Source organism: Pseudomonas sp. GM80, from assembly GCF_000282515.1.
Taxonomy (GTDB): Bacteria; Pseudomonadota; Gammaproteobacteria; order Pseudomonadales; family Pseudomonadaceae; genus Aquipseudomonas.
In genome coordinates, this window is the sequence record NZ_AKJD01000061.1 from 1 (window position 1) to 12,517 (window position 12,517).

Here is a 12,517-nt window from a genome sequence, read left to right on the forward strand (position 1 = left end):
CGCCTGCCGTAACGGCGGGCTGCAGCAGCATCACTGCGAAGTCGCCACGCTGTGCGCCGAACTCGCCGAATTGTTGCAGCGCTGCGGCCAGCCAGCGGCTGCCGACAACCTGCAAGAGGAAGTCGAACGGGTGATCCACGCCACCGCCGCCAATTACTCTTCGATGTATCAGGACGTCGCCAACCAGCGCCGCACCGAAATCAGCTATCTATTGGGCCACGCCTGCCAAGTTGCCACCCGCCATCAATTGAACCTGCCGCACCTCAAGCAATTGCAGCAGCGCCTCGTCGCGCATCTGCACAGCCTTGGATTGCCCAGCGACTGAGCAGCGGCTACGCTGGCCACTTGTTCCTTTGCTGCGATAAACCTGATGCCATTGCGCCAGCGCCTCGAAAACCTGCCGGTCGGCCAGAAACTGCTGGCCGCCCTGCTGGTGCTGTTGACCACTGTCCTGCTGGTCGCCAACCTGACTTTTATCAGCGCCGCCTATTATATTTCCCAGGAAAGCATGGCACCGCAGGCCTTGCAGACCATCGGCCGACTGATTGCCAACCCGAGTCTGGTCAGCGAGTCCCTGCAATCACCGGAGAGCGCCGAGCGTCTGCTCAAGGAGCTCGACAGTTATTCACCGCTGCGCGCCGCCGCCCTGTATGACGGCAAAGGCGAACGCCTCGCTCAGGTGCAGCGCGGCGACAAACTGAAACTGCCGGAGCGTTATCGACATATCGAAGCCTGGCAGCTCACCGAATTTCGCAGCAATCAGCTGATCACCCTGCCCCGCCCCGGCACCGCGCCCGGCCATCTGTTGCTGGTGGCGAGCAGCGAACTGCCGATGGCCTTCTACACCGGTACGTTGACCGCGAGCCTCGGCATCCTGATTTTCAGCGTGCTGCTGTGGCTGGTGATTGCCCGGCAGATCAAGCGTTTGATCACCCGGCCGATCCACCAGCTCGAAGAGTTGTCGCGTCAGGTCACCCGCGAAGAAAACTACGCCCTGCGTGCCTCGCGCGGTAACCACGATGAAATCGGCAGTCTCGCCGAGGCCTTCAACACCATGCTCTCGCGTATCGAGGCCCGTGAGCAGCAGCTCAAGCGCGCCCGCGATGACTCGCAAGCCGCTTACGATCAGGCGCAGGGGCTGGCGGAAGAAACCCGCCACACCAACCGCAAACTGGAACTGGAAGTGCAGGTGCGCAGCAAGATCGAGAAGAAGCTCACCGGTTTCCAGAACTACCTCAACAGCATCATCGACTCGATGCCCTCGGCGCTGATCGCCCTCGACGAGCAGCTCTACGTCACTCAATGGAACCAGGAAGCCAGCGCCCTCTCCGGGACACGCCTGGACGAGGCGCTGAACCAGCCGATCTTTCTCGCGTTCGAACCGCTCAAGCCATTCCTGCCGCAGCTCAAGCAGACCGTCGAGCAACACACCGTGGCGAAAATCGAGCGGGTGACGTGGTTCAAGGACGATGAGCCAAAGCACTATGCGCTGACGTTCTACCCGCTGATGGGCGGTGCCGGGCGCGGCGTGGTGATCCGCATCGATGACATTACTCAGCGCCTGTCGCTGGAAGAAATGATGGTGCAGTCGGAAAAAATGCTCTCGGTCGGCGGCCTCGCCGCCGGCATGGCGCACGAAATCAACAACCCGCTGGGGGCGATCCTGCACAACGTGCAGAACATCAGGCGCCGGCTGTCGACAGAGCTGCCGAAGAACCTCGAAACCGCCGAACAACTGGGCATCGAACTGGACACGGTCAACCGCTACCTGCAAGGCCGCGAAGTGCCGCAACTGCTTGATGGCATTCAACAGGCTGGCGCCCGGGCAGCAAAAATCGTCACGCACATGCTCAGTTTCAGTCGCCGCAGCACGCGGCAAATGGCGCCGTGCGATTTGCCGGCACTGATCGACCAAGCGGTGGACATCGCGGGCAACGACTTCGATCTGGCCATCGGTTTCGACTTCAAGGGTCAAGCGATCATTCGCCAATTCGACCCGGCGCTCGGCCCGGTACCGGGCACCGCCAATGAACTGGAACAAGTGCTGCTCAACCTGCTGAAGAACGCCGCGCAAGCAATTCACCAGCGCGAGGACGACAGCGAGCCCGGGCGGATCATTCTGCGCACCAAACTCAATCCGCCGTGGGCCGAGATCCAGGTGGAAGACAACGGCATCGGCATGAGCGAGAACGTGCGCAAACGCACCTTCGAGCCATTCTTCACCACCAAGGAAATCGGCCAGGGCACAGGGCTTGGCCTGTCGGTGTCGTACTTCATCATTACCAACAACCACAAAGGGCAGATGGAAGTGCAGTCGGCTCCCGGTCAGGGCACCTGCTTCACTTTGCGCCTGCCACTGGCGCAACCGGCGCCGATCGCAGCCGAAAACAATCAACTACCGAGGTAACCCATGGGCTTTCGCTTGTCGAAGATTTACACCCGCACCGGCGACAAAGGCGAAACCGGCCTGGGCGACGGCCGCCGTGTGCCAAAGGATCATCCGCGCATCGAGGCGATAGGTGAGGTCGACACGCTGAACAGTCAGGTCGGCGTGCTGTTGGCCGGTTTGATTGCCGAACGTGAGGCCTATCCTGGGCTGAATGAACTGATCGAAGTGTTGGCGCCTTGTCAGCATCGGCTGTTTGATTTGGGCGGCGAGTTGGCGATGCCCGAGTATCAGGCGTTGAACGCAGGGGAAATCGAACGGCTGGAAGCGGCGATCGACGTGTGGAATGAGGAGCTGGGGCCGCTGGAGAATTTCATTTTGCCGGGTGGGTCGATGCTGATTGCGCAGGCCCATGTGTGTCGCAGCCTGGCGCGCAGTGCCGAACGGCGCTGTCAGCATTTGAATGCGCTTGAGCCGCTGGCCGGGGTTGGCCTGGCGTATATCAATCGGTTGTCGGATTTGTTGTTTGTCGCGGCGCGGTTGATTGCGCGGCGACAGGGGATTGCGGAGATACTTTGGCAGCCGGCCCCAAAACCGACAGAGATGTAGCGCCTGACCGGCCGCCATCGCTGGCAAGCCAGCTCCCACAGGTTTCGAGTTGTACACAACATTTGTGAACGACACAAAACCTTGTGGGAGCTGGCTTGCCAGCGATGAGGCCTGCTGCCTTTACAGAGAATCAGGCCAGAACGCGCGGATCCCCGCCACACCCTGCGCCCCAACACCCCAAGCCTTCTCGCGCTCCACCGGGCCAACACCGCCCAACAGAAACACCGGTTTACTGAACCCCTCAATCAGCGCCCCAGCCTGCTCCCAGCCCAACGGCTGCGCATCCGGATGCGTCAACGTCGGCTGCACCGGCGACAGCGTGACAAAGTCCACACCCATCTGCTCAGCCAGCGCCAACTCCTCAGCGTTGTGGCACGACGCCGCCAACCAACGCTCCGCCGGCAACGGACGCCCCGCCGCTGCGTATTTACGCAATTGTGCGGAGGTGATGTGCCATCCGGCAGACGGGAAATCGCCGAGCCATTCGAAGGGCCCTTTGATCATCAACTGCGCCTTGCCCGCACACAGGCCGGCCGCATCGACCGCCAGATCGCGGTACTTGGGGTCATAGCCATTCGGCGCACGCAGCTGAATCAACTTGATCCCGCCGGCAATCGCCTTCTGGATACCGCGCAACAACGCCGGGGTTTCCAGGTCTTCCGGGGTGATCAGGTATTCAGCCGGCAAACGCGCTGCCGCCACGATCGGCTGATTGGCCGCCGGGAACTCGTAGTTGACCAACTCCTTCGCCGTCACCCAGGCGAATGGCTGGCCTTCGGCACCGTGCGGTTCACCGGTGAATGCCGAGACTTCCCAGACATCCAGCAGCACTTGCTTGTCGGGATAGTCGTGACGCACTTTGATCAGCGGTCGGGCGGCGCCAACGACGATGCCCAACTCTTCGTGCAGCTCACGGGCCAGCGCGGTTTCGACTGTCTCGTCAGCCTCGACCTTGCCGCCGGGAAACTCCCACAACCCACCTTGATGCTGTGAGTCGGCGCGGCGGGCAATCAGGATTTTGCCGCTGTCGTCACGGATGACGGCGGCGGCGACGTGTACGCGTTTCACGGATTCAATTCCTCCAGTCCAGCCTTTTGCCACGCCTTGAACGCGGGCCATTGGTAGACGGTTTCAACATAGGCTTGGTCGACGGCCGGCAGTTGCACTTGATAAGTACGCAGGCGCACGGCAATCGGCGCGAAGAAGGCATCGGCCAGACTCACCCGGCCGAACAAATACGGCCCGCTCTCGGTGGCGGCGGCACGGCATTCGGCCCACAGCGCGAGCATGCGTTCGATGTCGACCTTCACTTCTGGCGGCACCGGGCTGAGCGGCGCATCGTGATTGAGGTTGAACGGCATGTGATTGCGCATGGCGAAGAAGCCGCTGTGCATTTGTGCGCAAGCGGATCGGGCCTGCGCACGGGCGAAGATATCGCTCGGCCAGAGCTGCTCGGACGGGAACTGTTCAGCGAGGTATTCGGCGATGGCCAGCGAATCGGCGACAGTGCCACGCGAGGTTTGCAGCAGCGGGACCTTGGCGGTCGGCGAATGCTTGAGCAGCAGCTCGCGGGTGTCGGGCTTGCCGAGCTTGATCAGTTCTTCGGTATAGGGTGCGCCGGTCAGCTCCAGCGCCAGGGCGGCGCGCAGGGACCAGGAGGAAAGCAGTTTGTCGCCGATGATCAGGTGCAGGGACATGGGTGAATACCTTCTTGTCAGGGAAACAATCCAGAATGTCTGGCGTCTGTTCGTCCGTCATCGCGGGCAAGCCCGCTCCCACAGTGATTGAGGTCGCTCACAAATTTTGTGTACACCACAGAACCCTGTGGGAGCGGGCTTGCCCGCGATGAGGCCGGCAGCCCGCTCCACCTTTTAGATCAAGTGCGGTACTCAGCGTTGATCTTCACGTATTCATGCGACAGGTCGGTGGTCCAGATGGTTTCGCTGCAATCGCCGCGACCCAGTTCGATGCGGATGGTGATTTCTTCCTGCTGCATCACCGCCGAACCCTGCGCCTCAGTGTAGGTCGCCGCACGCGCGCCACGGCTGGCGATGCACACCTCGCCAAGGAACACGTCAATCTTGCTCACGTCCAGATCCGGCACGCCGGCACGACCGACGGCAGCCAGAATGCGGCCCCAGTTCGGATCGGAGGCGAACAGCGCGGTCTTGATCAGCGGCGAGTGCGCCACGGTGTAGCCAACGTCGAGGCATTCCTGATGGTTGCCGCCGCCATTCACTTCAACGGTGACGAACTTGGTCGCGCCTTCGCCATCACGCACGATGGCCTGGGCGACGTCCATGCACACTTCGAATACCGCTTGCTTCAGTTTGGCGAACAACTCGCCTTCGGCGCGGGTGATTTCCGGTAGTGCAGCCTTGCCCGTGGCGATCAGCATGCAGCAGTCGTTGGTCGAGGTGTCGCCGTCGATGGTGATGCGGTTGAACGACTTGTTGGCGCCGTCGAGCATCAGGTTATGCAGCACATCGCGGGAGACTTTGGCGTCAGTGGCAATGTAACCGAGCATCGTCGCCATGTTCGGGCGGATCATGCCCGCGCCTTTGCTGATGCCGGTAACGGTGATGGTCACGCCGTCATGCTCGAACTGGCGGCTGGCGCCCTTCGGCAGGGTATCGGTGGTCATGATGCCGGTGGCGGCCGCTTCCCAGTTGTTTTCCGAGAGGTCGTCCAGCGCAGCTTGCAGTGCGCCTTCGATCTTCTCGACTGGCAGCGGCTCGCCGATCACACCGGTGGAGTACGGCAGGATCTGCTCGGCAGCAACGCCGGTCAGTTCCGCCAGTTTGGCGGTGGTGCGTTCGGCAGCGGCCAGGCCTGGCTCGCCGGTACCGGCGTTGGCATTGCCAGTGTTGGTCAGCAGATAACGCACGGCGTTCTGTACGCGCTTCTTCGCCAGGATCACCGGCGCGGCGCAAAAGGCGTTCAAGGTGAACACGCCCGCCACGGTCGAGCCTTCGGCGCAACGCATCACGACGACATCTTTGCGCCCGGGGCGCTTGATGCCGGCCGAGGCGATACCGAGTTCAAAACCGGCAACCGGGTGCAACGTTGGCAAAGGACCAAGACCAACAGCCATGAATGCGCTCCTTACTCAATGATGTCAGCACCGCCAATCGATGCGGCGGTGATTTAAATGGCAAAACGCCGCGACGGCAGGAGCCGGTCGCGGCGCGGGTATTTCAGCGATTGAAACGGGTTTTACTGAATCTGCCCGTGGCAATGCTTGAATTTCTTGCCCGAACCGCAGTAGCACAGTTCGTTGCGGCCCAGCTTCTGCTCGTTGCGAACCGGGGCGGTGGCGAGGGCCACATCGACCTCTTCACCGAGCAACTCCGGTTGCTCCAGACCTGGCGCTTCAGCGTGTTCGAACTGCATGCGGGCGGCCAGTGCTTCAGCTTCCTCACGCAGACGTTGCTCTTCGGCTTCCGGGTCTTCGCGACGAACCTGAACGTGCGACAGCACACGGATCGAGTCGCGCTTGATCGAATCGAGCAGCTCGGAGAACAGCGTGAACGACTCGCGCTTGTACTCTTGCTTCGGGTTCTTCTGGGCGTAGCCACGCAGGTGGATGCCGTGACGCAAGTGATCCATGGTCGACAGGTGGTCTTTCCACAGGTCGTCCAGCACGCGCAAAACGATTTGCTTCTCGAAGGAACGCAGTGCCTCGGCACCCGCCTGGTCTTCTTTCTCGTTGTACGCGGCAATCAGCTCGGCCATCAGCTTCTCGCGCAGGGTTTCTTCGTACAGGTGATCGTCTTCGTCGAGCCATTGCTGGATCGGCAGTTTCACGCCGAAGTCGCTGGCAATCGTCGCTTCCAGACCGGCCACGTCCCACTGCTCTGGCAGCGATTGCGGTGGAATGTGGGCGCTGACGGTGGCGTTGAGCACGTCCTGACGGAAGTCGGCGATGGTTTCACCAATGTTGTCAGCGGCCAGCAACGTGTTACGCATGTGATAAATCACTTTACGCTGTTCGTTGTTGACGTCGTCGAACTCGAGCAGTTGTTTACGAATGTCGAAGTTACGGCCTTCAACCTTGCGTTGCGCCTTCTCGATCGCGTTGGTCACCATGCGGTGCTCGATCGCTTCGCCCGGCTGCATGCCCAGGGCTTTCATGAAGTTCTTCACTCGATCAGAAGCGAAGATGCGCATCAGGCTGTCTTCCAGCGACAGGTAGAAGCGGCTCGAACCGGCATCGCCCTGACGACCGGCACGGCCACGCAGCTGGTTGTCGATACGGCGCGACTCGTGACGCTCGGAAGCAATCACCTGCAGACCGCCGGATTCCAGCACTTGCTGGTGACGCTTCTGCCAGTCGGCCTTGATCTGGGCAATCTGCTCAGGCGTCGGGTCTTCCAGCGACGCGACTTCAACTTCCCAGTTGCCGCCCAACAGGATGTCGGTACCACGACCGGCCATGTTGGTGGCGATGGTCAGTGCGCCCGGACGACCGGCCTGCGCGATGATCTCGGCTTCTTTTTCGTGGAACTTGGCGTTGAGAACCTTGTGTTCGATGCCTTCCTTCACGAGCAGTGCGGACATGTGCTCGGAGGTTTCGATGGTCGCCGTACCCACCAGCACCGGACGGCCGGCCGCCATGCTTTCCTTGATGTCGGCAACGATCGCCGCGTACTTCTCTTCGGCGGTGAGGAACACCAGGTCGTTGAAGTCTTTACGCGCCAACGGTTTGTTCGGCGGAATGACCATCACTTCCAGACCATAGATCTGATGGAATTCGAACGCTTCGGTGTCAGCGGTACCGGTCATGCCGGACAGCTTGGTGTAGAGACGGAAGTAGTTCTGGAACGTGGTCGAGGCCAGGGTCTGGCTCTCGGCCTGGATGTTCAGACCTTCCTTGGCTTCGATGGCCTGGTGCAGGCCTTCGGACAGACGACGGCCCGGCATGGTACGACCGGTGTGTTCGTCGACCAGTACCACCTGGCCGTCCTGCACGATGTATTCGATATTGCGGTTGAACAGCTTGTGCGCACGCAGACCGGCATAGACGTGGGTCAACAGGCCCAGGTTATGCGCCGAGTACAGGCTCTCGCCTTCAGCCAGCAGGCCGACGCGGGTGAGCATGTCTTCGATGAACTGGTGACCGGCTTCGTTGAGTTCGACCTGACGGGTCTTCTCGTCAACGGTGTAGTGGCCAGCCTTGGTGACTTCGCCTTCGACTTCTTCAACGTGCAGTTCCAGCTGCGGGATCAGCTTATTGATCTCCATGTACAGCTTGGAGCTGTCCTCGGCCTGACCGGAAATGATCAGCGGGGTACGCGCTTCGTCGATGAGGATGGAGTCGACTTCATCGATCACGGCAAAGTTGAGTTCGCGCTGGAATTTTTCTTCCATGCTGAACGCCATGTTGTCGCGCAGGTAGTCGAAACCGAATTCGTTGTTGGTGCCGTAGGTGATGTCGGCGGCGTAGGCCAGACGTTTCTCTTCCGGCGGCTGGAACGGCGTCACGACGCCGACGGTCAGGCCGAGGAATTCATACAGCGGGCGCATCCAGTTGGCGTCACGACGCGCCAGATAGTCGTTCACCGTCACAACGTGCACGCCCTTGCCGGACAATGCGTTGAGGTAAACGCCCAGGGTTGCCACGAGGGTTTTACCCTCACCGGTGCGCATTTCGGCGATCTTGCCTTCGTGCAAGGTCATGCCACCGACGAGCTGTACGTCGAAGTGGCGCATACCCATGATGCGCTTGCCGGCTTCGCGGGCGACCGCAAAGGCTTCTGGCAACAGCTTGTCGAGGGTTTCCCCTTTGGCGATGCGGGCCTTGAACTCAGCGGTCTTGGCGCGCAATTGATCGTCCGAAAGGGCCACCATTTGCTCTTCGAAGGCATTGACGAGCTGCACCGTCTTGAGCATGCGTTTGACTTCACGCTCGTTCTTGCTTCCAAAAAGTTTCTTTAACAAAGGCGCAAACATATCGGCAGGATCTTCCACACTAAAGGGATGGAGGGCGGCCCCGTGAGCGTCGCCCGTGCAGCCCTCATGGCCGCATGCGAACGAGCATTCTACCCGGAAACGGAAGTGAGGAAAGTGGCGATGTTCCACGATGCTGGCACTGCGCTTTGACGGGGCTCACTTAAAATAGGGGCGTTTTGCTCAACTTCAAGTCATAAAAGGCAGAAGTTAGTCGTTGATTTAATGGGTAAAGCGGGGGCAAAAGCAATGGGCGAGTGATTTCGGCCTTTCTGCTACCATGGCGTTTCTGTTACTTCAGGTGTTCGATCATGGCATTTCGCCCTCTTACGGCCAGAGCACCCGCCGTTCTCCTGCGCGAAGCCAAGCCGCTCAAAGCCATTCTCGGCCATGCCCAGCGACTGGGGCATTTGCAGCGTCTGCTCGAAAGCCAACTGCAACCTGCCGCCCGTGAACATTGCCATGTCGCCTCGTGGCGTGAGGGCAGTTTGTTGCTGATTGTCACCGATGGCCACTGGGCCACACGCCTGCGTTACCAGCAAAAACGCTTGCAGCGGCAATTGCAGATGTTTGACGAGTTTGCCAGTTTGACGCGGATTCTGTTCAAAGTGCAGCCGCCGACGGTGCAGCGCGCGGTGGTTGGCAATACGATGGATTTGTCGACGGATGCCGCGGCGACAATTCAGGCGACGGCGGACGGGATCAGTGATCCGGGTTTGCGTGCAGCGCTGGAACGATTGGCGGCACACGCCAAAGACAAAACCTGAAGCAAGGTCAAAAGATCGCAGCCTGCGGCAGCTCCTACATTAACTCCTGTAGGAGCTGCCGCAGGCTGCGATCTTTACTTTCAGCGGCGTTTGCTGCCGCCTAATAAAGAGCCCATCAGGCCGCGTACCAGTTGTTTGCCCAAATTGTTGGCGGCCTGGCGCATGGCGGATTTCAGTGCCTGGCCGGCGGCGGTGCCGAGGAATTCTCCGGCCCTGTCGGCCAGGCTTGGCTCTTCAGGCGCGGGTTTTGCGTCGGGGGTTTCGGCCTCAGGTGCCAAGCCTTTGCGACCCATGAGGATTTCGTACGCCGACTCACGATCGATCGGCTTGTCATAGCGCCCCTTGAACGGTGACCCGGCGATCAGCAGCGTACGCTCGGTTTCCGTCAGCGGCCCGATCCGCGATTGCGGCGGTGCCACCAGCACACGCTGAACCATCTCCGGCGTGCCCTTCTCGGCCAGCGTGCCGACCAATGCCTCGCCGATACCCAACTCGGTCAGCACCGACAACGTGTCGAACGCCGGATTCGGCCGGAAGCCGTCCGCCACTGCACGCAGGGATTTCTGCTCCTTGGCGGTGAATGCGCGCAAGCCGTGCTGCACGCGCAAACCCAGTTGCGCCAGCACGTCATCCGGCAAGTCCGCCGGCGATTGCGTGACGAAATACACGCCAACGCCTTTCGAACGAATCAACCGCACCACTTGTTCCAGGCGCTCTTGCAAGGCCTTGGGCGTATCCCCAAACAACAAATGCGCTTCATCGAAAAACAATGCCAGCAGCGGTTTGTCGGCATCGCCGCGCTCCGGCAGCTGTTCGAACAACTCCGCCAGCAGCCACAGCAAGAACGTTGCGTAGACCTTTGGCGCCTCATGCACCAGACGACTGGCGTCGAGCAGATGAATCCGTCCACGCCCATCGGCCGCCGGCTGCAAAATATCTTCCAATTGCAGCGCCGGTTCGCCGAACAGGGCTTCGGCGCCCTGCTGTTCCAGCGTCGCCAGACGGCGCAGCAGCGCCTGACTGGAACCGGTGGTCATCAGCGCGGCGTCCTCGCCGAGCATTTGCGGGTTGTCCTTGAGGTGATTGAGCAGCGCCTTCAGGTCTTTCAGGTCCAGCAGCAACAACCCTTCGCGATCGGCCACTTTAAAAGCGGCATACAACGCCGCCTGTTGGCTGTCGGTGAGTTCCAGCAAGCTGCCGATCAACAGCGGCCCCATTTCACTCAACGTTGTGCGCAATGGATGACCGGACTGACCGTGGATGTCCCACAAGGTCACCGGATACGCCTGCGCCTTGTAGTCGAGCCACGGCATCCCGGCGATGCGCTCGGCGACCTTGCCCTGCGGGTTGCCGGCAGCACCGAGGCCACACAGGTCACCCTTGATGTCAGCGGCGAAAACCGCGACACCGGCGTCGCTGAACGCTTCGGCCAGACGCTGCAAGGTCACGGTTTTACCGGTACCGGTCGCGCCGGCGATCAGGCCGTGGCGGTTCGCCAGGCGCATGGCCTGACCAATCGGTTGCGCGGTGAGATCGGCGCCGATTACGAGTTGCGATGAGTCAGGCATTTTGTCACCCATGGTTAATCTTTGATTCACTTTGGCCGATAGATAAAGCGTGAACCTGACTGAAAAGTCGGTCGGACATTTCCCTAAGGAGAGTCGGAAATATCAGTTTGCATTCACCTTTGCCCATATTGCGCGCCTTTATAAAAGCACGCCCAGGACATTAAGACCTTAGCGGAACCCCAAGCCATGAACAAAAATCTGCGCTTCAGCCATAAAATTTTGCTTGCCGCCGCCCTCATCGTCATCGCCGCCTTCGCCTCGTTTACGCTGTACAACGACTGGCTACAGCGCAACGCGATCCGCGATGACCTGAACAACTACCTCAACGAAATGGGCGAGGTCACCGCCGGCAACATCCAGACCTGGCTCAGCGGTCGCATTCTGCTGATCGAAAACGCCGCCCAGAACATCGCCATCAACCCGGAACCGGCCAACGTCGCCAGCCTGCTGGAACAGAAGACCCTGACCTCGACGTTCATGGCCACCTATCTGGGCGATGCCACCGGGCACTTCACCATTCGCCCGGACACGAAAATGCCAGACGGTTTCGATCCGCGCGTGCGCCCTTGGTATAAAGGTGCCGAGAGCAGCAGCACCTCGACCCTGACCGAACCGTACATCGACGCCGCTACCGGGCAACTGATCATCTCCATCGCCACCGCCTCGAAAAAGGCCGGCCAGAGCGTCGGTGTGGTAGGCGGCGACTTGAGCCTGCAATCGCTGGTCGATACCCTCGCCGCCCGCGATTTCGACGGCATGGGTTATGTGTTCCTGGTCAGCGCCGACGGCAAGATCCTCGTGCACCCGGACAAGGCCCTGGTGATGAAATCACTCAAGGAAGCCTATCCACAGGACACCCCGCGCATCAGCAGCGATTTCAGTGAAGTCACCGTTGATGGCAAGACCCGCATCGTCACCTTCGCGCCGATCAAAGGCCTGCCGTCGGTGAACTGGTACATCGGATTGTCGGTGGACAAGGATCAGGCGTTCGCGATGCTCAGCGAGTTCCGCACCTCGGCAGTGATTGCAACAATCATCGCCGTGGCGATCATCATCGCGTTGCTCGGCATGCTGATCCGCCTGCTGATCCAGCCGCTGCACGTGATGACCCGCGCCATGGAAGACATCGCCGACGGTGAAGGCGACCTGACCAAACGCCTGACCATCGTCAATAACGATGAATTCGGCATTCTGGGTACCGCTTTCAACCGTTTCGTCGAGCGTATTCACAGTTCGAT

At 60.5% G+C, this 12,517-nt stretch carries 9 protein-coding genes and 1 pseudogene; 5 read left to right on the forward strand and 5 right to left on the reverse strand.

Annotated features, from left to right (window positions below):
• From PMI37_RS09755 to PMI37_RS09765, 3 genes are all read left to right on the forward strand, one after another.
• The coding region (locus PMI37_RS09755) for a ketopantoate reductase C-terminal domain-containing protein (RefSeq protein WP_008080371.1) at window positions 1–325 on the forward strand (325 nt) is incomplete at its 5' end.
• Between the two features lie 45 nt (window positions 326–370).
• On the forward strand, window positions 371–2,407 hold the full coding sequence (locus PMI37_RS09760) for a sensor histidine kinase (protein ID WP_008080373.1): 2,037 nt from the start codon (window positions 371–373) through the stop codon (window positions 2,405–2,407).
• Window positions 2,408–2,410: 3 nt separating this feature from the next.
• A complete protein-coding gene (locus PMI37_RS09765) occupies window positions 2,411–2,995 on the forward strand; it encodes a cob(I)yrinic acid a,c-diamide adenosyltransferase (protein WP_008080375.1) in 585 nt (194 codons plus the stop codon).
• 120 nt (window positions 2,996–3,115) lie between these two features.
• Here the strand turns inward: PMI37_RS09765 and PMI37_RS09770 are convergent, their stop codons facing one another.
• From PMI37_RS09770 to secA, 4 genes are all read right to left on the reverse strand, one after another.
• Entirely contained in the window at window positions 3,116–4,063 is a 948-nt protein-coding gene (locus PMI37_RS09770; RefSeq protein ID WP_008080376.1) for a Nudix family hydrolase, read from the reverse strand.
• The gene (locus PMI37_RS09775; protein WP_008080377.1) at window positions 4,060–4,692 is read right to left on the reverse strand and encodes a glutathione S-transferase family protein; all 633 of its coding nucleotides are present in this window, start codon (window positions 4,690–4,692) and stop codon (window positions 4,060–4,062) included. Before PMI37_RS09775 ends, PMI37_RS09770 begins: the two co-directional genes overlap by 4 nt.
• 179 nt (window positions 4,693–4,871) lie before the next feature.
• Window positions 4,872–6,089 carry a bifunctional glutamate N-acetyltransferase/amino-acid acetyltransferase ArgJ gene (gene argJ / locus PMI37_RS09780; protein WP_008080378.1) on the reverse strand — a complete coding sequence of 406 codons (1,218 nt, stop codon included), beginning with the start codon at window positions 6,087–6,089 and terminating at the stop codon, window positions 4,872–4,874.
• Between the two features lie 122 nt (window positions 6,090–6,211).
• On the reverse strand, window positions 6,212–8,947 hold the full coding sequence (secA, locus tag PMI37_RS09785; RefSeq protein WP_008080379.1) for a preprotein translocase subunit SecA: 2,736 nt from the start codon (window positions 8,945–8,947) through the stop codon (window positions 6,212–6,214).
• A gap of 308 nt (window positions 8,948–9,255) precedes the next feature.
• Here secA and PMI37_RS09790 point away from each other — a divergent pair, with 308 nt between their 5' ends.
• The gene (locus PMI37_RS09790) at window positions 9,256–9,711 is read left to right on the forward strand and encodes a DUF721 domain-containing protein (protein WP_008080387.1); all 456 of its coding nucleotides are present in this window, start codon (window positions 9,256–9,258) and stop codon (window positions 9,709–9,711) included.
• 80 nt (window positions 9,712–9,791) lie between these two features.
• Here PMI37_RS09790 and PMI37_RS09795 read toward each other — a convergent pair whose 3' ends face one another.
• Window positions 9,792–11,279, reverse strand: coding sequence for a helicase HerA-like domain-containing protein (locus tag PMI37_RS09795; protein ID WP_045123087.1), 1,488 nt, complete (start codon window positions 11,277–11,279; stop codon window positions 9,792–9,794).
• Window positions 11,280–11,465: 186 nt separating this feature from the next.
• On the opposite strand from PMI37_RS09795, the pseudogene PMI37_RS32450 reads away from it, so the two are divergent.
• Window positions 11,466–12,497: pseudogene (locus PMI37_RS32450) on the forward strand (HAMP domain-containing protein); the annotation flags it as partial.
• Window positions 12,498–12,517: the final 20 nt, after the last annotated feature.